Consider the following 24,116-nt stretch of genomic DNA (forward strand, 5'->3'; position numbering starts at 1 on the left):
TATGATAAATAATTTTGCCTTAAGAATAAACTAATTCTTAATATCTTTACCCAATTTTAAGAATTGTGATGATTATCTTCTTGCAATATTTACCTAATGCATATGCACTTTGTGTTCCATTTCTGTAGGATAAAAAAACTTTACCCCCATTTGCACCATCAAAACACCAAAAATAACAATAGCTAAAGCGGCAATATTCATAACGATTTTTCTTAATCTTGCTTGAGAGAATAAAGTATTAGCTAAAAACCCCATTATTAACAAAGGAATCATAGTAGCTATTCCAAAAACTGCCATAATCACCCCTCCTTTAAGGGCACTTGCAAAACCCACTGCACTTGATAAAAACGCATACATAAAACCACAAGGCAACAAACCATTCAAAACACCTAACAAATATAAATTTAAAGGAGTTTTCACCGATAAAAATTTTTGGAATCTTTTTTGATACCATCGAGAGTTTTGCAAAGAATGCTCTAAAAAAACTAAAAAATTAAGTTTGCCTAAAAGGGATATTCCAGCTAAACTCATAGCTATCCCAGCAAATATAAAAAGTCCTCCACGCAAATAAGGATTAATCGCAAACATACTACCTAAAAACCCAACTATAACACCCAAAAAAATATAAACACCAATGCGTCCAAAATTATAAAGTAAATGATAAGCTAAGATATGTCTTTTATTTAAATCTTTAGGCAAAGAACTACAATAGGCTAAAACAATGCCTCCGCACATCCCAATACAATGCCCAAAACTGCCTATTAATGCAATCATAAAGAGACTAATTAATTCCCAACCTTCCACTATATTTTCTCCCAAACACTCCCAGAGAGGGTATCCATAATTTGGATACCCATAGAAGAAAGCTCTAGACGAATGGCATCAGCTTGCTTAAAATCTTTTTGCAATTTTGCTTCTAAACGTTTTTGGATTAGCGATTCTATGACTACTTTTTGCTCCCTACTAATACCTAGTTGAAAATAAGCAAAGGCATCTTTACCCCCAATCCCTAAAAGTCTTTGTATAATAGCTAAACCCCCCGCAATAGCAGGAATTTCTTTGGCTTGTTTATTGTCTAAAGTTTCATTAGCTTTGCTAACAAATTCATCAACCACACTTAAAGCTTTTGAAATATTTAAATCATCCCCTAATGCTTCTAAAAGCATTGCTTTAAATTTGGAACAACCTTTTTCTTCTATGCCTTGTATAGGAGAGATTCGCTTTTTTAAGCGATAAATTTTATCTAATCGCTTTTTAGAACTTAACAAATCCTCTTCAGAGAAATTTAACCCAATACGATAATGGGTGCTTAGGAGATAAAAACGCAAAATCTCACCATCATAATTTTTTAACGCATCTTTAATAAAAAAACTATTACCCAAAGATTTTGCCATTTTTTCACCATTAATAGTTACAAACCCATTATGTATCCAATATTTAGCAATTTTTTGATTATCCGCACATCGCGTTTGTGAAGCTTCATTTTCATGATGAGGAAAAAGCAAATCTGCCCCTCCTCCGTGTATATCAATAGCGTATTCACCTGCATAAGCCAAATGCTTTTTAATCATTGCACTACATTCTATATGCCAACCTGGACGACCCTTGCCAAAAGGAGATTCATATCCTATATCACCCTCTCCTTTATAGCTTTTCCACAAAGCAAAATCTTTAGAATCTTTTTTTTGCTGACTATCTTGAATTCTACTTTGTGTCTCTAATTCCGCATCTCTACCACTTAAACTACCATATTCTAAATCTTTTTTGACAGACAAATAAATATCATCATTAGCAGCCCTATAAGCAAATCCTTTTTGTAAGAGCTGTTGTATCATCGCAAAAATACTCTCTAAACTCTCTGTAGCCTTAGGTTCTATATCTGCCCTAATAACCCCTAAAGCTTCCATTTCTTCAAGATATTTTTGTGTATAGTGTTGTGTAATATTCTCAATGCTTAAGCCACTCTGGAGTGATTTATTAATAATCTTATCATCAATATCGGTGAAATTTTTTGCAAACAAAACTTTATATCCATTTTCAGCCAAAACTCGACGCCATAAATCAAAGACAATTGCACTCCTTGCGTGTCCTAAGTGTGAATCATCATAAACCGTAGGACCACAAATATACATACGAATTTCTGGGGGATTAAGTGGAATAAAATCTACTTTCTTTTTTTTTACACTATCATAAATTTTAATTGGCATACTATATTCCCTTAACTTAAAGAAATGCGAAGATTTAATGGAATTTCAAAAAAGTGACTTTCAAAGTAAGAAGTATAACAAAAAAACTCTAATTCCCAACTACTTTTGATACTCACTTTATAAAATTCTAACCCCTCTAGAATACTCATCTTTACAAAATGCTGACTTATTTGTTAGAATTCACTTATTTATATAAAGTGAAAATTATGGATTTTATAGAACTTGAACTAATCTATGTGCATTTACTTTTATCACTTTTGTTATTTTTGCCTCCACTTATTAATCTTTATGCACTTCTTTTTAAAACCTCACATACGCAAAAATTAAAATTTTTAGCCCTTATGGCTCCTGCTTATTACACTTTTCTTAGTGCAAGTCTTTTTAGTGGATTAGTATCTTGGGCAATGCTTAGATTTACAATAATCCCCGAAGTTTTTATTATGCTTATTCTTTGGCTACTCATCTTTATCCTTGAAATCAAACGACATAAAAAACAAAAACTTATACAAGTAGAATCTAACCCTAATATAAGACTGCTATTCTTCCAATGGGCATTAAGAAAATATCTTTTTGATATATGTGCCTTTATTGGCTTATTTTTACTCATTTTATAATGCAATTCCTTATCCATAAAGACGCTGGAGAGCAGTGCTTAAAACTACAAGGTGATAGTTATCATCACCTCTTTCGAACAAGAAGAACCAAAAAAACACAATTCTTATATCTTAGGAATCTTAGGGATTTGAATTGTTATACCTATTCCATTGCTTCCTTAGACAAAAAAGAAGCATTACTCCATTTAGTTTCTTCTAAAAAGACAGAACTTATTAATCCACCAAATGGGCATTTGATTTGGTCAATCATCGAACCAAAAAATATAGAAAAAACACTCCCTATACTCAATGAATTTAATTTGCGAAAAATCACATTTTTCTATGCAGAATATTCACAAAAAAACTTTAAACTCTCTAAAGAAAGGCTTAAAAAAATCCTAGAAAATTCGTGTGAGCAATGCGGGAGAATTACGGCTTTAGAAATTGAATTTCTTAATAATCTTGAAGAGATATTAACTAAATACCCTAATTTAGCAATTTTAGACTTCAACGGTGAATCTTTAAAAAACCTAAAAGAGGAATCTATTTTAATAGGACCTGAGGGGGGATTTAGCCCAAGTGAGAGGATATTATTTAAAAACAAATCCGTATATAGTGCATTAAATTGTAATATTTTACGCAGTGAGAATGCTGCTATTTATGCAACATTAGGAATATTAATCCCCAAAGCAGGGATTAATCTTATGGGGTAGTAATAGCTAATAAATCAATCACTCCATTTTTATGAAGCATAGCAAGAGCATAAGTAAAAAGACCAATAACAATCACAAAAATTATAGAATACTTCACCGTAAATTTAAATAAATCCGATTCTCTGCCTACTAATCCAACTGCCGCACAAGCAATAGCAATACTCTGTGGGCTTATCATTTTGCCTACAACTCCTCCTACGGAATTCGCTGCTAGGAATAAAACCTCTGGGATGTCAAGTGCTCTTGCGGTTAATTGTTGTAATCCACCAAAAAGTAGATTCGAACTTGTATCACTTCCTGTTAAAAATACTCCTATCCAACCAACCACTGGAGAGAAAAATGCAAAAGCATCACCTGTTTGTGCTAGTGCTAAAGCTAAACTTGCTGAAATTCCACTATAATTTGAGATAAAAGCAAATCCAACAACTAAGGCAATCGTTAAAATCGCAAACTTCATCTCATTTAAAGTTTCCCCAAAAGTTTTTATAGCAGTAGAAACTTTAACCCTAAGTATTATCATCGTAATAATTGCCACTAAGAAAATAGAAGTTCCAACTGTATTAATTAATGGGAAGGTAAAGATTGAATTTACAGCTTTTGGCTCTGGCACAACAGGAATATTTTGCATAATCCCTATAAGCCCCGAAATCTCAAATCTAAAAACAAGAAAATTCAAAACCCCATCTTTAGCAAACAAGGCTTTAAACCAAGGTTGGGTCCAAACTATAATGGCTAAAATCAAAATAACAAAGGGTAGCCACGCTAAAATAATCTGCCCTACACTATAATTAGGTTTATTTTCCACATTAGCTTTTCTACCAACTTCTTCATCAAATTTAAAAACATTCTTAGGTTTCCATATCCTAAGAAATAACGCAACTACAACAATAGAAATAACAGCGGAAGCAATATCGGGCAACTCAGGTCCAAGCTTGGTCGCTGTGAGGTATTGAATAAGGGCAAAACTTCCACCTGCTACTAATGCCACAGGCCAAGTTTCCTTAACACCCTTCAACCCATCCATTAAAAACACTAAGAAAAAAGGAATAAACACAGAAAGGGGAGGGAGCATATGTCCTGCCATTGATGAGATTTCAAGCACTGGAAAATTCAACGCACCCGCCATTGCAATAATGGGAATCCCAACTGCCCCAAAAGCTACTGGAGCAGTATTTGCAATCATACAAAGCCCTGCTGCATACAAAGGACGAAGCCCCAAACCTACCAATAATGCTGCAGTAATGGCAACAGGACCCCCAAATCCAATTGCACCCTCTAAGAATGCACCAAAACAAAACCCTATTAATATAACTTGAATTCTTTGATCAGGAGTAATGGCGATTATAGATTCCCTTAAAATATCAAAATATCCAGATTTTACGGTTAATTTATAAAGAAAAATCGCCGCAATAATAATCCACGCAATAGGCCATAATCCATACAAACCGCCATAAATCAAACTTCCTATAGCATTAGTTAATGGCATATCATAGACAAATAAAGCAATTAATATTGCTAAAACCACGGTTAGAAAACCTGCAACATATCCTTGCAAATTCAAATAAACTAGAGAAACAAAAAACAAAAGAATAGGCAACAACGCCACAAAAGCACTTAACCATTGATTCCCTAGTGGATCATAAATTTGAAACCACATCTTTTCTCCTTGAAATAATTCATACATTCAACAAAAATAAAATAAGCAATCATTATAAAAAATTGATTCTTAAATTTTTACTACCTCTACATCTTTTCTTAAAAAACTATTCCTTCACACTTCTAAATATGTTACAAATTTTTGCAGACAATCCTTACCTTAATTGCTTTTATTCTAAACTTTAATGAAAAATATAGTTTTTTGTGATAAATTTCACAGATACAATTTCTTCAGATTAACCTTGAAATAACACAAGGAGTTTAAATGCGTGTTTTCTTTTTCTCGACCTGTATTGGAGCAGTTGCGTTTGCAGATACCTGCATTAATAGTATTAAATTACTGCAAAAAGAAGGGGTAGAAGTTATTTTTAAAAAAGACCAAACTTGCTGTGGGCAACCAAGCTATAATTCTGGCTATTTTGAAGAGAGTAAAAAAATTGCTCTTTATATAATGAATCTTTTTAAAGGAGAGGAACCCATTATCGTCCCTAGTGGTTCTTGTGCGGGTATGATGAGAGTAGATTATCAAGAGCTTTTTAAAAATACTCCTTATCAATCACAAGCAAAAGACTTTAGCCAAAGAGTATTTGAACTTAGCGAATTTTTAGAAAAAGAGCTTAAAGTGTGCTATGAGGATAAAGGAAGCCCCACTAAAGTAACTTGGCACAGCAATTGCCACGCCCTAAGGGTAACTAAATGTATTGCTTCTGCAAAATCTCTTATCAAAAGCTTAAAAAATGTCGAACTTATCGAGCTAGAAAGAGAAGAAGAATGTTGCGGTTTTGGAGGAACTTTTAGCATTAAAGAACCAGAAATATCCTATGCTATGGTAAGCCAAAAAATACAAGACATACAATCGCGTAAGGTAGAATATCTCTTAAGTGCGGATTCTGGCTGTTTATTAAACATTAGTGGAGCAATGAAAAAACAAGGAGTCAATATAAAAACTATGCACCTTTATGATTTCTTAGCCCAAAGAATAGGAGCATAGGGTATGGAAACCACCAAAGAGCAATACCATAGCATTATCCAAAGCAAGCTTAAAGACGCACAATTACGCAATAATCTCTTAAATGGTATGGATACGCTTAAAACCAACCGCAAAAATCTTATTGCTAATCGTTTTATAGATTGGGAATCCCTAAGAGAAAAGGCAAAACAACTCAAAAATAAGAATCTAAGCAAACTTGATTCTTTGCTAGAAACCTTTGAAAAAAATGCCACCCAAAATGGTTTAAAAGTGCATTGGGCTAGCACACCCCAAGAAGCTAATGAAATTGTTTATGAGCTTATGCAACAAAATAGTGTCAATAAAATCTTGAAGGGCAAATCTATGGCAAGTGAAGAAACGCATCTTAATGCTTTCTTAAAACAAAAAGGATTAGAGCCTATTGAAACCGATTTAGGAGAGCTTATCATTCAGCTTATTGATGAACCACCCGTGCATATCGTAGTTCCCGCCATTCATAAAAATCGCCATCAAATCGGTGAGATTTTTCGTGATAAGCTCAATGCTCCTTTAGAAACAGAACCAGAGAAACTTAATGAAATTGCAAGGATTCATTTACGCAAAGAATTTCAAGAATTTAAAATAGGTTTAAGCGGGGTCAATTTCGCTATTGCCAATGAAGGTGCGATATGGTTACTAGAAAATGAGGGTAATGGCAGGATGAGTACAACCGCTTGTGACATACATATCGCATTTTGTGGTATTGAAAAGGTTATTGAAAGCTTTGAAGAAGCCTCTATTTTAAACGCTCTTTTAATACCATCTGCTACAGGAGCTCCTGTTACTTGCTATAACAATATCATTTCCTCCCCTAGAAAAGAGGATGAGTTAGATGGTCCTAAAGAAGTGCATATTATACTTTTAGATAATAACCGCTCTAATATGCTAAAAGATTCTCATTATTACCAATCCCTTAGCTGTATCCGCTGTGGGACATGCCTTAATCACTGCCCTATTTATGATAAAATCGGCGGACACGCTTATCTTAGCCCTTATCCTGGTCCTATTGGTAAGGTTATTTCTCCTCAACTCTTTGGGTTAAACAAATTTAGTCCTATGCTTGATTTATGCTCACTTTGTGGGAGATGTTCTGAAGTATGTCCTGTAAAAATACCCTTAGCAGAGCTTATTAGAGATTTACGAAGTGAGAGAGTGGGACAAGGTAGAAAAAATGTGATAGGAATTACAGAGGAGACAAAAAATCCTGCTGAAATAAAAGCCATGCAAAGTTTTTCTAATCTAGCAACAAGCCCAAAACAATGGCGTCTTATGCTCTATCTCTCCAATCTCTTAGCCCCACTTAGCAAACCCATCTCTCCTATCCTACCCTTATTAAAGCAGTGGGTTACCTATAGGGAGTTTCCAGCAATAAATGGGAATCTTCACAAAAAAGTATCCCAAATGCAAGGAGTAATTTATGAGTAAAGAAGCTATTCTCAAAAACATTAGAGTTTCTTTGCAACAAAATACTATTAATTACACACCCATATCCTACCAAAGCCCTATGAAAATCACGCAATCTAATCTCATCGAAGAATATAAAATCAACCAAACTAATAATAAAGCCATCATTAAAGAATGCACCTTAGATACACTCCTTACAACATTGCAAGATACCTTAAAAGAAATTAAAGCTAAAGAAGTGCTGTATAATACAGATATTAAGCTGCCTTTAGAAAACCTCCAATCAGATTTTAGGCTAATCCCTTACACAAAGAGTATTGATACTATGCGTGAGCAATGTTTTGGGATTGATACTTCTATTGTTAAGGCACGTTGTGCTGTAGCCAATCTAGGGATTATTGGGCTTAGCTCCAATACCAACGCTCCGCGTCTATCTTCACTCATTACCAACACTTGCATTTATCTTTTAGAAAAAAATAGTATTGTTGAAAATCTCTATGAAGCTACAATCGCCATTAAAACTTACGAAAAAAACCGAAGTGGTGGGGAGATATTACCTTCTAATATCATTTTTGTAGCAGGTCCTTCAAGAACTGCTGATATTGAACTCCAAACCGTTTTTGGAGTTCACGGCTCACGCGTAACTTATGTTTTACTCTATTAAGGAATTCCTTTGAAAAGTAAAAAAGCCTTTACAATGCTAGAATTAATCTTTATCTTAGTAATTTTAGGGATATTAGCTGCTGTTGCAATCCCTAAAATCTCTGCAAGCAGGGAGGATGCAAAACTCGTTGCCCTCAAAAGTGATATTAATACATTAAAAAGCTCTTTTCCAGCTTTTTTCTTATCCCAAGGGCAAGGAACTTTTAATACGGCTATTACTTTAAGCCCCTCTAATTGGGATATTGGGGACTATAAAATCTCTACCAAACTTAATAACAATGCTACTCCTTGCATCAGTGCAAGATTATTAAATGATGAAAATGGCACACAGGCAACCACTCCACAATCTGTAAAATTTTTAGAAATTTCTACGCCTATTGTTGCTAACCAAAAAGGAGATCTTTGTGAAAAACTCGTTTTTGAATTACATTTAACCACTAACACCCCACTTATTATACCTCTCCTAAGTAGTTCCATTGTTTTTTAACTCCAAAAAGGCTTTTAGCCTTTTAGAAGTTATTTTAGCTTTGTTAATTATGGGGGTTTTGTTTTCTTTTGCCTTACCAAAATTTGCCAATTACCAACAAAGTTCTTGTATAACAAAACTTCAGATGCAAATTTTTAATTTCAAAATTGCACTTAAAAAACAAATCAACCAAACAAACAACCCAAATATCGACTTAATGGAACTCTATACACATTTAGATTTAAAACCTAGTAATTGCTCTTTCCAAACACAAAAAAATGGATTTATAGCTATTAATGGCAATAAAAAAATATCCTTTATCCTAAAAAATGGTATCTTAGAATGCCAACCTACCAAAAGTGATAAACTCCACAACGATGAATCTTTATGTGATGTTTTTTAAAACTTCCTAATCACCTTGATATTTAACCTCTACAAAAGTTACTATGCAGGCAAATACAAAGTTTTAGGAAATGAAATACTTAAAAATCTGCTTAAAAATAGCGTAATCCCTTTTTAACAATATTTTTACTATCTTTAATCTCAATATTATCATCAATTTTACCTCCCTTACTAGCCTCAAACACTTTTAGATTCAAGTCATCTTTTTTTCATTATCTCCCCCTTAACAATTTCAATTTTAAATGCAACACTATCTGTTTAGTGTTTAGTAGAATCTTTGTAAAAGTATTAAACTTATAGCTTTCACTTTTATTACAACTTTTTATTTGGTTAATACAAGGCGACAATTAAGAAAGAAAGTCTAAGAAGATTCATAGTTTTTTAAGCAAAACTTCTCACTCCCCATTGAAAGTAAGGATAGCAGAACCCCAAGTTAAACCCCCACCAAAAGCATCTAAAAGCAGCTTTGAACCCTTTTTGATTCTACCTTCTTCATAGAATTCATTAATAGCCATAGGTATAGAAGCCGCTGAAGTATTGCCATATTTTTGCACCGTAAGCACCACCTTTTGTGAATCTATATTTAACGCATCGCCCACAGCAGAAATAATGCGTTGATTTGCCTGATGAGGAACAAAAAAATCAATATCATCAATGCTTAAATGATTTTTCTCTAAAATCTCAACAACATCACTACTAAGCGTTTTTACTGCGACTTTAAAAGTTTCATTACCCTTCATTTTAAGAAATTGCAATCTTTGCTCTAACACTTCTTGACTTGCTGGATACCTACTCCCACAACCTGGGGTTATCAAAAAATCTTGATACTCCCCATTAGAAGAAACTTGGACATCTACAATACTTTTTCTCCTCTCACTAGTAACGCCAATTAATGCAGCCCCAGCACCATCCCCAAAAAGCACACAAGTATTCCTATCTTGCATATCTAAAATGCTTGAAATTTTTTCCGCCCCTATGATAAGGATATTTTTATACATTTTTGAGAGAATAAAAGCATTAGCTAAAGAGAGTAGATAAACAAACCCACTACAAGCTGCAGAAATATCAAAAGCTGGTTTTCCTACAATCCCAAGCTTATTAGCAACGATACAGGCGGTGGAAGGCATACAAAAAAAATCTGGAGAGATAGTCGCTACAATTACCATATCAACTTCTTTGGGGGTTATTTTTGCTCTCTTTAATGCAATCTTTGCTGCCTTTGTCGCAAGGTCGCTTGTAGCCTCATTAGCCTCTGCGAATCTACGCTCTTTAATACCGGTACGTTTCACAATCCATTCATCACTTGTATCCACTATTTTTTCTAAATCATAATTGGTTACAATATTTTCTGGAGCATAAGCACCAATAGATTTTAAAGAAGCATAAATTGGTTTTTCCATCTCCATAATTCCCTTAATTGATTAAATTTTATACTGATGCAGCGCTTGTAAGATTCTATCATTAATATTATTTTCAATCGTAGCAATAGCTTGAAAAATGGCATTCTTCATTGCTTTAGCGTTACTTTTACCATGACAAATAATCACATTACCATCAACGCCTAAAAGCGGAGCACCTCCATATTCTGCATAATCAATTTGCTTTTTAAGCTTCTTAAAAACATTTTTCATAAAAAGTGCGCCAAATATACCCATAGGTGAAGATTTAATGTAATGCTTAAGCAGATAAATAATAGAATCCGCAACACCCTCACTCGCCTTTAAGGCAACATTTCCGGTAAAACCATCGCAAACAATTACCTCCACAGAAGAATCAAAAATATTATTGCCTTCTACATTTCCGACAAAATTAGGATGATTTTTAAGAAAGTCAAAGGCGGTTTTTGTGATTTCATTCCCTTTACATTCTTCCTCACCATTAGCTAAAAGCCCTATTCTTGCTTGTGGATACTTTAAAATAGCAGTTGCATACTCATAGCCCATAACCGCAAATTCAAAAAGATTTTCTGGCTTACAATCTACATTAGCCCCCGCATCGACAACCAAACTTCTTTTCCCATCAATACGAGGCATCAAGGTGCAAATAGCAGGACGCGATACACCCTTTAAACGACCAATCTTAAGCGTAGCAAGACTCATTGTAGCACCACTATGTCCTGCAGAGACAACGGCATCGACTTTTCTATCCTTTAGCATTTCAATAGCTACATAAATAGAGCTATCTTTCCGCTTCAAAGCAGAAGTGGCACCCTCCTCCATTGTAATAACATCATCACAATGGACAATTTCGATTTTACTACTAAGCTTAGAAGGGATAAGGGGAGAAAGGATATTTTTATCCCCCACAAGCACTAAGGTAAAATTAGATTTTTTTAATGCTAATAAACCACCTTCTACAAGCGGTAAAGAACCAAAATCACCGCCCATTGCATCAATAGCGATTCTCATAGAGATTCAATCCAAGCCATTAACTTTTATAAATTCCAGTGAATTTATTAATACGATGAGGCATTCTCCAACTTCCATCCTTATCCTTTATAGGGGTTGCTAAAGCAACTTTATAATGCGTCCTTCTTTTTGCCGCTCTTGTCTTACTTACTCGTCTTTTTGGAACTGCCATTTTACACTCCTTATTTAATTTTTAATATGATAATCACAACGAATCATTTCTAATTCGCTTCTTAGAATCTCTTCTAAATCAATCATTCCACTTTCACATTCAACAATATCGCTAAAATTTCCACTTTCTAAACTAATCACTCCATCACTCAAATAAAAATCTAATACTTCATTTAAGTTTTGAAAATAGGTTTCTCCGCTTAAATCACAAACCAAAGGCGTTTGCCCTTTTAAGAGTGCCTCTAATCTAACCAATCCCAAAGCATTCTTAAGTGATAAAAAGCCCTCTAGCACTACGCCTTCAAGCTCAACCCTAAAGGGTAGTTTTTCTCCATTTTTACAAACTTGAAAAACTTTACTAAAAGGTATTTTAGACATTCTATAATCAATAAATTTCTCTGTCAGCAAAGAAAAATGCAATTTCTCTCTTAGCATTTTCTAAACTATCACTACCATGAACAGCATTAGCATCAATACTATCAGCAAAATCTGCCCTAATTGTCCCAGCTGCTGCTTCTTTTGGATCTGTAGCACCCATAAGCTCACGATTTTTTGCAATAGCATTTAGCCCCTCTAACACGATAATAACTACAGGACCACTTACCATAAAATCTACCAAATCTGTGAAAAAGGGACGCTCCTTATGCACGGCATAAAATTCTTTTGCATCACATTGACTAAGCTGCACTTTTTTCATCGCAGCAACTCTTAAGCCATTACTTTCAAACCTATCAATAATCTTTCCAACAACATTCTTCTTAACCGCATCAGGTTTGATAATGGATAATGTCTGCTCCATTTTTACTCCTATACCCAAATTTCTTGGGGATTTCTAAATATTTTTAGGGCTAATATTATACAAAAAAAAACTGCATTTAATATTAAAGGACAGTTTCTTAGCAATGTTTTTAGAACCTTTTTGGGGATTTTATTCCTAAAATTCGTAATTCTCTATAAAACCTTTCCACGCCATAATATGCCTTTTTATCAATTTTGTAAGAAATAAGTTTTAAATATTCTAAAATATCTTTCTTACTCACTCCTGTTTTGTAAGAATATTTCATAAGCCAATAATGAGGGATTCTAATAGACTTTTTTTGAAAAGATTGGATCATTTTTATAAAAAAACCATAATGCCCCCTTACACAAAGCCTACCAAACACAAAAGGTAAATGCTCCCTATCGCTCCAACATTGTGCCATATCGATAAAATCTTGTTGTTCTTTTTTTCTCTTCAAAGCTTCTACTAAAGCCCTATCTCCAATTAGCACGCGTCCTTTAAGCTTTAAAACCTTTAAAAGTGCATTAGAGGTTGCCGATTGGTAATCATTTCCCTCTTCTGTATTAAGACAAATAACACTTAAAACCTTACTCTTTGCAACAATTCCGATAGAAGAAGCTAAGAATCTTTTATTTTTTTTATTATAGAGTGCAGTAATAGAAGAAACAAACCCAGCATCAAGGCGACCAAATAGAAACTCTGTATTAAGCTTAGCAGGATAAGATTTTTTCTTTTGATAAAATAATTTAAAATGAGAAGGTGTTGGGTAAGAGCGTATAAAAACTTCAAAAGGCAAAAGATTTAAATAATCAATTTTTCCAAAACGCATAAATTTCTACTTCCTTAAAAACAATAAAATTCCTGCGTTATTCTAGCATTTTACAAAATAATACATTACTTAAGAATGCATTATCAAAGAAGTAAATTTTTCTAAAAAAGCTTGAAGTTTTTTAGAATCTTTTTTAGCAGGGGTAGATTCTAAACTTGAATTAACATCCAACATTTTTGCCCCCAAATTTTTATATTGTTGAATATTGTCTATTCCTACTCCACCAGCTACACAAAGATAATTATCAACTTTTGCTTTAAGAAATTGTAATACTTCCTTATCAATGCTTACGCCACTACCCCCACCTAAGATACTCTTAGAATCAAATAGGACAAAAGGACTTATAGAGGCATTAAAGTCTGATGGTTTTTCTATATTCCACACTTCATAAAAGGGAAAATTAGCCGCTTTGAGTGAAATTCCGCCAAAACTCTCCCCACAAACCCCGTGTAATTGTAATGCGTCAATAATCCCCTCCTCATAGAGCTTTATGGCCTGTTGCATAGACTCTTTATCATCTTGTATAACGATAATTTTTAAGATTTTGGGATAGTCTTTAAGGGATTGTGAAATTTCTCTTATTACAGATTCCAAAACAAAACGTGGTGAATCTTTGATAAAAATAAAACCCAATGCGGCTATTTTATCAAAAGGCAACAAGCCCCCCAAATGGCTCTCTAATGCCTTAGCACACATTAACGCATCCTCCTTGGTAGTAATTCCGCATATTTTTAAGAATCCCAAAGGAGATTGCAGGATTCTAAAAACATTTTGATAAAAGGCATTAGGAGAGTTTCTAGCAACACTTACAGAACATTTTAAGGCATTTAAAGCCTCATAGGCATTAGAACTTTTGACTAAATAGCTCCCACATAAGATACCATCAAATCCTATATTACCAACGATAAAGCCATCAAAGCTCGAGTTAATAGAAGATTCAAAGAGCACTTGGCTATTGAGTTGCTCTTTGGCATAAAAAAGCAGATTATAAGCAACGATTTTATCAATCTTAAAGTTATGCAAATTGCGGGAGTTAATCCCAATAAGCAGAGGCTTAAGGGGCTTTAAAAAATCAATTTCTTCCTTGTTATGCACTTCAAGCAAAGGCGTTAATCCAAGTGCTAAGGTTTGCTCATAGAGTTTTTTAAGCTGATTAAAACCATTGACTTGTTCCGCAAATAAAGCGGTTATTAAAAGCAACATATCCGCACCAAAATCATAAGATTCTTGAATCTGCTCTATTTGGGTAATAAAGTCTTTGCGCAAAACACAAGCATTAGGATAGGCAGTTTTTACCTCCTGCAAATCCTCTAAATCCCCTTTAAAATAATCCTTTTCGCATAAAATAGAAATAGCATTAGCACCCGCATCTAGATAGTCTTTAGCAAGATTTTGGAGTGAGGGAATATCGTTAATATTACCCAAGGATGGGCTGGAACGTTTAATTTCTGCGATAATAAAAGGGAAGTTTTCAAAAGGGGGCTTAGTAATAGGGATATTCCTTATTGTAGCCCTTATGGGATATTTAGATTTTGCTTCTATAATTTCTTGAAGGATAGTAACCCTACTTCGTATTGATTGCGGCATTAATCCTCCATATATTGTTGGCTAAGTGTTTTAAAGGTTTGGATGATTTCAAAGACTTCGCCCTTTTGGATAATAGTTTTAGCTAAAAAATATCCTTCTTTAATCGATTCTACTTGCTCACATACATACAATGCAGCACCCATATTCAAAGCGACTAAATCTAACTTTGGGGAGGGTTTAGCTTCAAAAATATCTAAGGCAATGCGTAAATTCTCTGAAGAATCCCCACCTACCAATAAAGAATGATTGACAAAATCTAAGCCCACTTCAATAGGATTAAAAATAGTTGTTTTAATCTCCCCATTTTTTAAGGTAGTAATTTGTGTGGGAGCACACAAAGAGATTTCATCATAGCCATCTAAGCCACTAACTATAAGGGCTTTTTTGATACCTAAAATCGCTAAAGCTTTTGCCATAATCTCTGTATAGCTTTTATCAAAAACACCAATGAGTTGGTGGGTTATGGGTGCTGGATTACTTAGAGGACCTATGAGATTAAAGGCGGTTTTAAAGCCCAAAGAAGATCTAGCAGAAGCCGCAAAACGCATAGCAGAATGGAATTTTTGGGCAAATAAAAAAGTGAGATTGATTTCTCTAAAAATTGCATAAATATTAGCTATATCCATATTGACATTAACCCCTAAAGCAGCAAGTAAATCTGCAGAGCCACTCTTAGAAGTAATAGCTTTATTGCCGTGCTTAATAATTCCAAAACCTTGCTTTTTAGCTAAAGTTGCTAAAAGCAGACTAGAAGTTGTAGAGACATTAAAAGTCTTTACAGCACTGCCTCCTGTGCCAACCATATCAAAATAAATAGGTAAGGTTTTATCCATTTCAAAGGCAATGGCTTTCTTTTTTAGCACAGAAGCAAAACCGGCTAACTCATATTCATCCACGCCCTTAATCTCTAAACTTGTTAGGAAGCTCCCAATTTGTGCTTCTGTGAGATTCCCCTCTGTAAGCTCGTCCATAAAGTTGTAGCTTTCTTGAAAATTTAGAGATCTTTGAGTCAATGCTTTTTTAAGATAGGCTTTAATGGGTATCTCTTCCCTTGTATAATGCAAGAAATTTAAGAGCATTTTAATCCCCTCTTTGCTCCCAATAGATTCAGGATGAAACTGCAAACCTACGAGATGATAATACTTATGCTCTACTGCCATAACTTCACCATCTTCACTCATTGCACTCACTAAAAAGCAATCAGGAATCTCCTCTTTCTTACCTACTAGTGAATGGTATCGCACAATAGGAGTATTAGGACTAATATGCCTAAAAATTCCTTTGTTATTATGAAATAGCGGTTCTACTTTTCCATGCACAATATTTCTAGCATTTTTAATCTCTACACCAAAGGCACTTAAAATCACTTGATGCCCTAAACAAATCCCTAAAATGGGATAAATTCCTTTAAGCTTTTTTACAATTTCAACACTAATTCCCGCTTCTTTTGGGGATTTTGGTCCAGGTCCTATAACAATAAATTTTGGTTTTAAAGCCATAATTTTCTCAATGGAAGTTTTATCATTACGCAAGACTTTAATAGGGTAGTTAAACTGATAAAAAGCTTGGTAAATATTATAAGTAAAGGAATCATAATTATCAATAAGGACTATCATTGTGTATTTCCCTCTTTTCCAATAATAGCTTCAATTAAAGAGAGCATTTTATTTTGTGTTTCAATATATTCTAATGTGGGGTTTGAATCATAAACAATCCCACCTCCAGCCTGTAGATAATAAATACCGCTTTGATAGATGGCTGTGCGGATAGCAATAGCAAAATCCATATCACAATTTTGCGTAAAATACCCAATAGCTCCCGCATAAATATTCCTTTGGTGCTCCTCTAATGCCTCTATGGTTTTAATAGCTTGAATTTTTGGTGCCCCACTAACAGTCCCTGCAGGAAAAGCCGCAAAAAGAGCATCTATTTTATTATGGATTTTTAAATCCATATCCCCCTGCACTTCAGAGACTAGGTGCATAACCCTTGCGTATTTTTCAATAACTTTTTGTTGTGTTACTTTTACACTTCCACCCATAGCAACCTTTCCTATATCATTGCGCCCTAAATCTAGGAGCATAAGATGTTCGGCATTTTCTTTAGGATCATTCCTTAACTCTTCTTCTGCTTGTAAGTCCTCTAATTGTGTTTTGCCTCTAGGACGCGTCCCAGCGATAGGACGTAGAGTGAGTTTAGCAATATTAGAATCCTTAGGGGTAGAAACTTTAATCAATACTTCAGGGGAATTTCCAATAATTTGAAAATCTCCAAAATTATAAAAATACATATAAGGGCTTGGGTTAGTAGTGCGTAAATTTTTATAAGCTTGTAAGGGTGGAAGATTACTTTTTATCTGCATACTTTGGCTTGGCACACATTGCAAAAGATTGCCTTTGTAAATTTCATCTTTTAGGGTTTGAACCATTTTAGTGTAATAATTTTCTTTATTAGCAGAGATTATCTCTGAAGTGATATTCTCTTGAGTGCATTCTTGTTGGGATAAATGTTTTAGAGATTGTAAGATTTCTTGGATTCTTTGTTTAGGGTTATAGGGATTTACCTCTTTGGCGTAAGCTACGCTAAAGATAAAGAGGGTTTCATAAAAATGATCAAAAATTATAAAATCTCTCCCAAAGATGAAAGCATTTGTATAACAATCATAAAGCTTTGGTTTATTAAAAGCAATAGCCTCAATATCCCCAAAAAATTCATAACCCAAATACCCAACTCCCCCTAAAGGAATAGGTAAATCCATAAATTCCTCACCTAAAGGTGGGGTTAAATCTCTAAAAATCTTCAAATAATCTAAAAAATTTGGGTTTTTAGGCATAGGAATAAGCTCTAGGGAATATTTTTGCTCGCCATTTCTTAAATAATAAGCTTTACCTTCTTGGGTAATCCTAAAAGCCTCTTTTAAAACCAAAATAGAAAAACGTCCTTTTCCAGTTTTTAAATAAGCTGATTCAAGTAATACCGGAGCATTAAGAGATTGGCAAAGCATTAAAGGAGTAAAAGAGTGGCTCTCAATCTTTTCAAAGGCTATGGCAGGTTGTAAATCATTAGCATCTAAAGGAGATTGCAAAGATAATTCTTTAGGGGATAAAAAACTAAACATTTTTTTATAAACTCTCTAAATGATTTAGCCGTATTATACAATAGATTCTTGCTAAAAAAATTTTGGATTTAGATATAATACTTCATACTTAAAAGAAAGCTAAATAGAATGAAAGATAATATTTTTTTGCGTTCAAAAAAGGGTTTTTTTGGATTAGAAGATTCTAAAACACACGCCTTTGGTGGGCAATATGTGGCAGAGATTTTATACCCTGCTTTAAAAGAGCTAGAAGAAGCTTATAAGCACATTCTTCCTACAAAAAGCTTTCAACAAGATTTTGTGGGCTTGTTAAAGGAATTTGTAGGACGACCTACGCCTTTAATCTTTGCTAAAAATGCCAGTAAAATCTTAAATAATGAGATATATTTGAAATTTGAAGGTTTAGCAAATACTGGAGCACACAAGATTAATAATGCCATTGGACAGGTATTGCTCGCTAAAAAAATGGGTAAAAATCACATTATTGCAGAAACAGGAGCAGGGCAACACGGATTAGCAGTAAGTGCGGCTTGTGCGAAATTAGGGATAAAATGTAGAATCTTTATGGGAAGTAAAGATATTAAGCGGCAATTTCCTAATGTTTTTAATATGGAGCTTCTAGGAGCAGAGGTTATAAGCGTAAAAAACGGGAGTGAAACCTTAAAAGACGCTGTCAATGAAGCTTTAAGGGAATGGAGCAAAGATTCTAAAAATATTTTTTATGTACTTGGAAGTGCTCTTGGTCCCTATCCTTATCCAGATATTGTAAGGGATTTGCAAAGCATTATTGGCAAAGAAGTGAAAACACAAACGCAAAAATTTTTCAAAGGAAATCCGGATATTATGATAGCTTGTGTAGGGGGAGGAAGTAATGCAATAGGATTTTTTACCCCCTATTTAAAGGATAATATCCGCTTAATTGGCATAGAAGCGGGGGAATAGGACAAGGTATAGGGGAGAATGCCACAAGGATTGATAATACAAATTCCCATTTAGGGATTGTTCAAGGGTATAAGAGTTATTTTTTAAGCGATACATATGGCAATTTACTAGAGACTTATTCTATCTCTGCTGGGCTTGATTATGCAGGGATTGGTCCTCAACTTGCTCATTTAAAAGAAATAGGGGTCTTAGAATTTAAAAGTGCAAATGATAAAGAAGCTTTAAATGCCTTAGAATTCTTTGCAAAAAATGAGGGCATTATTGCTGCTTTAGAATCCTCTCACGCATTAGCTGGGGTTTTAAAAATCTGTAAAGAAGTTGATTCTAAAAAGATTATTGTTAATGTCTCTGGAAGAGGCGATAAAGATATTTTTATTACCGCTAAAGCTTTACAAAAAGAGCGGTGGAGAGACTTTTTAAGTAATGAAATTACAGAGATAGGAGAGTTATGAAAGAAGTTACCTTAATGGGACATATTATTGCAGGGTATCCTAATTTTCAAAAGAGTTTAGAAGCAGCACTTGGAATTGCTTTAGGGGGAGCAAGTTTTCTAGAAGTGCAGTTTCCATTTTCTGACCCTAATGCCGATGGAGAAGTGATTAGAAACGCTTGTGAGGAATCTCTAAAATCTGGTTTTAATACGAATTTAGGTTTTACACTACTACAAACACTACATACAAAACTATTAGAAAATCATTGCAAAACCAAACTTTTAATTATGACTTATGCAAATATTCTTTTTGCCTATGGGATAGAATCTTTTTTAAAAAGAGCCAAAGAATCTGGAGTATTTGGACTTATTGTCCCAGATTTATCTTTACAAAATGATGAAAATCTTTTTTCCTTAGCTAAGAAATTTGGATTAGAAAACATTGCATTACTTGCACCTCATACCCCTCCCTTACGGATAAAAAAACTCGCCCAAAAAAGCGGGAGTTTTGTTTATGTAGTAGCAAGAAATGGGATTACAGGGGATTGCACACAAATCACCCCTGAACTTTTAGCCTATATTCATAAAGTTAAAAATAATTGCAATAAACCCATTGCCTTAGGATTTGGCATACAGAGCAAAGAACAGATTATAGCTCTTAGAGGGATTGTCCCTATTGTAGTAGTTGGGAGCGCCTTTGTTAAACATATTACACAAATAGACTCAACAAAAGACTTTCTCTTAGAGTTACAGAGTTTTACACAAACTCTGCTAGGATCTTAAGGAGGGGATTATCCTCTATCTTTTAGACCTAATTTTTCAATAAGACTTGCATAACGGGTAAAATCTGTTTTTTTAAGATAAGAAAGCAATCTTTTTCTTTGTGAAACAATTTTTCTTAATCCTAAACGACTAGAATGATCTTTTTTATTCACCCTTAAATGTTCAGTGAGTGTTTTAATCCTATCACTTAAAAGTGCAACTTGCACTTCTACAGAACCTGTATCTTTTGGATTTCTAGCAAAAGCAGAAGTAATTTCTCTTTTTTTCGCCGAATCTTGAGCCATCATAGACCTCCTGATTGGTAATTTTTAAAAAGATGTATTTTAACATAGATTTTATGAAAAATACTAAAAATTATTTCTTGATTTTATGATTTTATAGGTTAAAACTCACTAGAATTACAAACTAATTTTGTAAATTTTTGGAGTAGAATTGGCAAAGACAAATGCAGAAAAGTCTATTTTAGCGAAAATCACGCCTTTTTTATCTTATTTAACAGGTTCAAAAGACTTAACGGTTGTATTTTTTATTATTGCAATCTTAGCTATTATCATCGTTCCCTTACCTAGCGGATTATTAGATTTTTTTCTTGCAACTTCTATTGCACTTTCTGCTTTAATTATCTTAATTGCTTTATATGTCAAAAAACCTACAGATTTTTCTGCTTTTCCAACTTTGCTTTTAATCATTACCCTTTTTAGATTATCCTTAAATATCGCCACTACAAGGATGATTTTAAGTAATGGACATTTAGGGACAGAGGCAGTAAGTAGCATTATTACAGCTTTTGGACAATTTGTTGTTGGTGGAAATTATGTTATTGGGATTATTTTATTTATTATCTTAGTAATTATTAACTTTATGGTTGTTACCAATGGTTCTACAAGGGTTTCTGAAGTAAAGGCTCGATTTACTTTAGATGCGATGCCCGGGAAGCAAATGGCAATTGATGCGGATTTAAATACGGGATTAATCGGGCAAGAGGAAGCTAAAGCTAGACGCGATGAATTAGCTGCTGAAGCCGATTTTTATGGTTCTATGGATGGTGCTAATAAATTTGTAAAGGGGGATGCGGTTGCTGGGATTATTATTACACTTATTAATATCATTGGCGGATTTTTAATTGGTGTTTTTCAAAAAGATATGTCTGTTGCAGATTCTGCGGCGACTTTTACCATTTTAACCATTGGAGATGGTTTAGTTTCACAAATACCAGCCCTTGTTGTTTCTACCGCCACAGGTATTATTGTAACACGTTTCAGCAAAGAGGGAGAAAATTTTGCCTCGGGGATTATCGACCAACTCATTAATGAATCTAAAACTTTAATGATTGTTGGAAGTATTTTATTACTCTTTGCACTTGTTCCGGGACTCCCTACCATTTCTTTGGGTTTTGTAGGCATACTTTTTTTATCTCTAGCTTTACTTTTAAACAAGCAAAAAGATGGGGAGGTTTGGAGATATGTTGAATCCTTGCTACAAAAATTTAAAAAACAAGAATCCCTAGAAACAGATTCTTCACCATCTTTAGACAAACCTTTAAAAAGAAACGCAACCCAAGATCAACAGCCCCCGCCTCCAGCTCCGCAAGAAAGTGAGGAAGAACGTAAAAAAAGAGAAGAAGCAGAGATTGAAAAAGCCCTAAAAGTTAAGATTTTACGCGTTGGTTTAGGTTATCAACTCATCAAATTTGCAGACCCCGCACAAGGCGGGGAACTTGTGAATAAAATTCGTGCTATCCGCAAAACAATGGCAACAGAATATGGAATTTTAGTGCCTATGGTGCATTTAAGGGATGATTTAAACTTAGCTCCTGATGAATACCAGATTTTACTTAAAGAAATTGAAGTTGGACGCGGAGTGATTATGGTTGATAAATTCCTCGCCATTGCCTCTAGTGGTTTTGTGGGTGAGATTCCAGATGGTGTGCCAACTAAAGAGCCTGTTTTTGGGCTTGATGCTTATTGGATTGATGAAGACAAAAAAGAAGATGCTATTATAGAGGGTTATACCATTATTGATGGTGCAACTGTGATTAGCACCCATATCCAAGAGCTTATTAAACAATACGCAGAAGAATTATTAACGCGTCAAGAAGTGCATAATTTATTAGAAAAATTAAGCAAAGATTATCCTATTTTAGCAGAGGAGATTAAAGGCGTTGGAATAGGGACTATTCAACATATTTTAAAAGAGCTATTACACGAACAAATCCCTATTAAAGATATGTTAAGCATTGCAGAGGCTATTGCTGATGGTGCTCCTGCTTATAAATCGGATTTACCAACCCTTACAGAATATGTGCGGGCTTGCTTAAAGCGGCTCATTAGTCATAATTTTCAAAGTGATGATGGAATCTTGCGTTATTTTGTATTATCCCCCACTTTAGAGCAATTTTTATTAGAACGACTTCCAGAACCCCAAAAAATGGGGCAGAGATTAAAACTTAGCCCAACAGAATCGCAAAACTTTTTAGATGCCCTTAATGAGTCTTACCAAAAATCCGCTTCAATGGGTGCTGTGCCTATGATTGTAGGGGGAGTGCCTATGGTGCTTAGGAAACCTTTAGCAATCTTTATGGAACAATATGGCTTTGCACGTAATATGGTAGTGCTAAGCACCGCAGAAATTGATTATCAAAGTAAATATGAAATTTTGGGGACTATTGACTTCTCCCTATAAGGAAAAATATGCAAATCCACCACCTCTCCCATATTGATTTAGATGGCTATGGTTGTCAGTTAGTGAGTTATGAATTTTTTAGCAAGAACACTAATGTATATTTTTATAATGCAAACTATGGAAAGGAAGTTTTAGCAAGGTTAGAGCAAATCTTTAGAAATATTAAAGCTAATATTACAGAGGAAGCGTGGATTATTATTAGTGATTTAAACCTTAGCTTAAGTGAATGTCAATCCCTCAAAGAATCAATTTTAGAGCTAAATTTAACAGGGGGTAAAGTCAAGCTTGAATTATTAGATCATCATAAAAGTGGACAAGAATGTGCAAATAAATATGAATGGTATTATTTAGATACTAAAAATTGTGCAACAAAAATTGTTTATGAGACTTTTTTAGCTAGATTTTCTTTACCAGATTCTACAAGACTATGGCTAGAGCCAATGGTTGAAATGATAAATAGCATTGACTTATGGAGAGAGGAAGGATATGGGTTTGAATTTGGCAAAGTTGCTATGCGTTTGATTGTAGAGTGCAAAGAGCTTAATCGTTTTATGTTTGAAAATGAAGATAGGACTTATAAACTTGCACTCCTTAGGGAAGCTTCAAAATTTTTAAACCAAGAGAGGGGGCATATCCTCTTAGATAATGAAATCTTGAGCTTAAAGAAAAAGTTTTTAAAAGGTAGTTTAATGAGTGATACCCTAGATAATTTAGCTTCAAACTTCCAAGTGGAGCTATTGAAAAAATACCTCGATAAATGCCATATTACTTGCGAGGAATACCAAGGATTTTTAAGTTATAGTATCGGGAGTATTTCTGTTTTAGCCAATTTATTTTTAAAGCAAAATCCACAATTCCATTTTTTCTTAGATGTTAATCCTAAAGGAAATGTTAGTTTAAGAGCCAATAATGCTTGTGATGTGAGTGTTTTAGCTAAAAAATATTTCAATGGTGGAGGACACGCTAATGCAAGTGGAGGGAAAATAGAGGGATTTAAGGAGAGTTTTTTATATGAGGATATTTATGAAAATATCCAAAATATTTTAGGAGAGCAGCATGAATAAAAAAACCATTCAAGAATTAGAAGAAGAGATAGAAGAGCTTGCCATTCAGCTTAGTGATATGCTATGTGTCGCCTTAATACTCTCAGGTGTTAAAGAATCTAAACTTCAAGATGCTTTAGATTCTTATATTGAGGACTTAGATGAGGAAAGCTTAGAATATGGGGTCAAAGAGATTTTAGCTAATATCCAAAAGTTAAAGCAAAATAAACCCGAATTTTTTGGAAAATAA

24 protein-coding genes and 1 pseudogene are annotated in these 24,116 nt (G+C 34.1%); 12 read left to right on the top strand and 13 right to left on the bottom strand.

What is annotated here, in order from left to right:
• Positions 1 to 93: 93 nt before the first annotated feature.
• Complete coding sequence (locus CDV25_RS05730) at positions 94 to 804, bottom strand: sulfite exporter TauE/SafE family protein (protein WP_108911835.1); 711 nt, start codon at positions 802 to 804, stop codon at positions 94 to 96.
• Positions 804 to 2,207 carry a cysteine--tRNA ligase gene (cysS, locus tag CDV25_RS05735; RefSeq protein WP_108911135.1) on the bottom strand — a complete coding sequence of 468 codons (1,404 nt, stop codon included), beginning with the start codon at positions 2,205 to 2,207 and terminating at the stop codon, positions 804 to 806. Before cysS ends, CDV25_RS05730 begins: the two co-directional genes overlap by 1 nt.
• Positions 2,208 to 2,413: 206 nt before the next feature.
• Between cysS and CDV25_RS05740 the strand changes: the two genes are divergently transcribed.
• Positions 2,414 to 2,821 (top strand): hypothetical protein, encoded by a 408-nt coding sequence (locus tag CDV25_RS05740; protein WP_108911136.1) that lies wholly within the window; start codon positions 2,414 to 2,416, stop codon positions 2,819 to 2,821.
• The gene (locus CDV25_RS05745; RefSeq protein ID WP_108911836.1) at positions 2,821 to 3,513 is read left to right on the top strand and encodes a 16S rRNA (uracil(1498)-N(3))-methyltransferase; all 693 of its coding nucleotides are present in this window, start codon (positions 2,821 to 2,823) and stop codon (positions 3,511 to 3,513) included. Before CDV25_RS05740 ends, CDV25_RS05745 begins: the two co-directional genes overlap by 1 nt.
• On the opposite strand, the gene CDV25_RS05750 is transcribed toward CDV25_RS05745, so the two are convergent.
• Positions 3,503 to 5,170 (bottom strand): lactate permease LctP family transporter, encoded by a 1,668-nt coding sequence (locus CDV25_RS05750; RefSeq protein WP_108911137.1) that lies wholly within the window; start codon positions 5,168 to 5,170, stop codon positions 3,503 to 3,505. The genes CDV25_RS05745 and CDV25_RS05750 overlap by 11 nt on opposite strands.
• 264 nt (positions 5,171 to 5,434) lie before the next feature.
• Between CDV25_RS05750 and CDV25_RS05755 the strand changes: the two genes are divergently transcribed.
• From CDV25_RS05755 to CDV25_RS05775, 5 genes are read left to right on the top strand one after another with little or no spacing between them, the layout of a single operon-like run.
• On the top strand, positions 5,435 to 6,160 hold the full coding sequence (locus tag CDV25_RS05755) for a (Fe-S)-binding protein (RefSeq protein WP_108911138.1): 726 nt from the start codon (positions 5,435 to 5,437) through the stop codon (positions 6,158 to 6,160).
• A 3-nt stretch (positions 6,161 to 6,163) separates the two neighbouring features.
• The gene (locus CDV25_RS05760; RefSeq protein WP_108911139.1) at positions 6,164 to 7,603 is read left to right on the top strand and encodes a LutB/LldF family L-lactate oxidation iron-sulfur protein; all 1,440 of its coding nucleotides are present in this window, start codon (positions 6,164 to 6,166) and stop codon (positions 7,601 to 7,603) included.
• On the top strand, positions 7,596 to 8,246 hold the full coding sequence (locus CDV25_RS05765; RefSeq protein WP_108911140.1) for a LutC/YkgG family protein: 651 nt from the start codon (positions 7,596 to 7,598) through the stop codon (positions 8,244 to 8,246). Before CDV25_RS05760 ends, CDV25_RS05765 begins: the two co-directional genes overlap by 8 nt.
• Positions 8,247 to 8,255: 9 nt before the next feature.
• Positions 8,256 to 8,732: a type II secretion system protein gene (locus CDV25_RS05770; protein WP_239056319.1), complete on the top strand. Its 477-nt coding sequence runs from the start codon at positions 8,256 to 8,258 to the stop codon at positions 8,730 to 8,732.
• The gene (locus tag CDV25_RS05775; protein WP_108911142.1) at positions 8,722 to 9,114 is read left to right on the top strand and encodes a type II secretion system protein; all 393 of its coding nucleotides are present in this window, start codon (positions 8,722 to 8,724) and stop codon (positions 9,112 to 9,114) included. Before CDV25_RS05770 ends, CDV25_RS05775 begins: the two co-directional genes overlap by 11 nt.
• Before the next feature lie 394 nt (positions 9,115 to 9,508).
• On the opposite strand, the gene CDV25_RS05780 is transcribed toward CDV25_RS05775, so the two are convergent.
• The 9 genes from CDV25_RS05780 to CDV25_RS05820 form a co-directional block, all read right to left on the bottom strand.
• Positions 9,509 to 10,513: a beta-ketoacyl-ACP synthase III gene (locus CDV25_RS05780; RefSeq protein ID WP_108911837.1), complete on the bottom strand. Its 1,005-nt coding sequence runs from the start codon at positions 10,511 to 10,513 to the stop codon at positions 9,509 to 9,511.
• A 21-nt stretch (positions 10,514 to 10,534) separates the two neighbouring features.
• Positions 10,535 to 11,521: a phosphate acyltransferase PlsX gene (gene plsX / locus CDV25_RS05785; RefSeq protein WP_108911143.1), complete on the bottom strand. Its 987-nt coding sequence runs from the start codon at positions 11,519 to 11,521 to the stop codon at positions 10,535 to 10,537.
• A gap of 19 nt (positions 11,522 to 11,540) precedes the next feature.
• Positions 11,541 to 11,693, bottom strand: a complete 153-nt coding sequence (rpmF, locus tag CDV25_RS05790) for a 50S ribosomal protein L32 (protein ID WP_034554913.1) — start codon at positions 11,691 to 11,693, stop codon at positions 11,541 to 11,543.
• Between the two features lie 14 nt (positions 11,694 to 11,707).
• Complete coding sequence (locus CDV25_RS05795; protein WP_239056320.1) at positions 11,708 to 12,112, bottom strand: hypothetical protein; 405 nt, start codon at positions 12,110 to 12,112, stop codon at positions 11,708 to 11,710.
• Complete coding sequence (gene ndk / locus CDV25_RS05800; RefSeq protein ID WP_108911144.1) at positions 12,078 to 12,491, bottom strand: nucleoside-diphosphate kinase; 414 nt, start codon at positions 12,489 to 12,491, stop codon at positions 12,078 to 12,080. Before ndk ends, CDV25_RS05795 begins: the two co-directional genes overlap by 35 nt.
• A gap of 109 nt (positions 12,492 to 12,600) precedes the next feature.
• Positions 12,601 to 13,302, bottom strand: coding sequence for an MqnA/MqnD/SBP family protein (locus CDV25_RS05805; protein WP_108911145.1), 702 nt, complete (start codon positions 13,300 to 13,302; stop codon positions 12,601 to 12,603).
• 69 nt (positions 13,303 to 13,371) lie between these two features.
• On the bottom strand, positions 13,372 to 14,889 hold the full coding sequence (locus CDV25_RS05810) for a bifunctional indole-3-glycerol phosphate synthase/phosphoribosylanthranilate isomerase (protein ID WP_108911146.1): 1,518 nt from the start codon (positions 14,887 to 14,889) through the stop codon (positions 13,372 to 13,374).
• A complete protein-coding gene (locus tag CDV25_RS05815; RefSeq protein WP_108911147.1) occupies positions 14,889 to 16,505 on the bottom strand; it encodes a bifunctional anthranilate synthase component II/anthranilate phosphoribosyltransferase in 1,617 nt (538 codons plus the stop codon). The genes CDV25_RS05810 and CDV25_RS05815 overlap by 1 nt, the downstream gene beginning before the upstream one ends.
• Positions 16,502 to 18,007, bottom strand: a complete 1,506-nt coding sequence (locus CDV25_RS05820) for an anthranilate synthase component I family protein (protein WP_108911148.1) — start codon at positions 18,005 to 18,007, stop codon at positions 16,502 to 16,504. Before CDV25_RS05820 ends, CDV25_RS05815 begins: the two co-directional genes overlap by 4 nt.
• A 108-nt stretch (positions 18,008 to 18,115) precedes the next feature.
• Here CDV25_RS05820 and trpB point away from each other — a divergent pair.
• Both trpB and trpA read left to right on the top strand, forming a co-directional pair.
• A pseudogene (gene trpB, locus CDV25_RS05825) lies at positions 18,116 to 19,380 on the top strand (tryptophan synthase subunit beta).
• The gene (gene trpA / locus CDV25_RS05830) at positions 19,377 to 20,141 is read left to right on the top strand and encodes a tryptophan synthase subunit alpha (protein ID WP_108911149.1); all 765 of its coding nucleotides are present in this window, start codon (positions 19,377 to 19,379) and stop codon (positions 20,139 to 20,141) included. Before trpB ends, trpA begins: the two are co-directional and overlap by 4 nt.
• An 8-nt stretch (positions 20,142 to 20,149) precedes the next feature.
• Here trpA and rpsO read toward each other — a convergent pair whose 3' ends face one another.
• Complete coding sequence (gene rpsO / locus CDV25_RS05835) at positions 20,150 to 20,425, bottom strand: 30S ribosomal protein S15 (protein WP_108911839.1); 276 nt, start codon at positions 20,423 to 20,425, stop codon at positions 20,150 to 20,152.
• A 148-nt stretch (positions 20,426 to 20,573) separates the two neighbouring features.
• Between rpsO and flhA the strand changes: the two genes are divergently transcribed.
• Genes flhA through CDV25_RS05850 form a run of 3 tightly spaced genes read left to right on the top strand, consistent with a single transcriptional unit; the run spans position 20,574 to position 24,116 of the window.
• Entirely contained in the window at positions 20,574 to 22,823 is a 2,250-nt protein-coding gene (gene flhA, locus CDV25_RS05840; protein WP_108911150.1) for a flagellar biosynthesis protein FlhA, read from the top strand.
• An 8-nt stretch (positions 22,824 to 22,831) separates the two neighbouring features.
• The gene (locus tag CDV25_RS05845; RefSeq protein ID WP_108911151.1) at positions 22,832 to 23,887 is read left to right on the top strand and encodes a DHH family phosphoesterase; all 1,056 of its coding nucleotides are present in this window, start codon (positions 22,832 to 22,834) and stop codon (positions 23,885 to 23,887) included.
• Positions 23,880 to 24,116, top strand: coding sequence for a hypothetical protein (locus CDV25_RS05850; protein WP_108911152.1), 237 nt, complete (start codon positions 23,880 to 23,882; stop codon positions 24,114 to 24,116). Before CDV25_RS05845 ends, CDV25_RS05850 begins: the two co-directional genes overlap by 8 nt.

The organism is Helicobacter apodemus (assembly GCF_003097575.1).
Classification (GTDB): Bacteria; Campylobacterota; Campylobacteria; order Campylobacterales; family Helicobacteraceae; genus Helicobacter_D; species Helicobacter_D apodemus.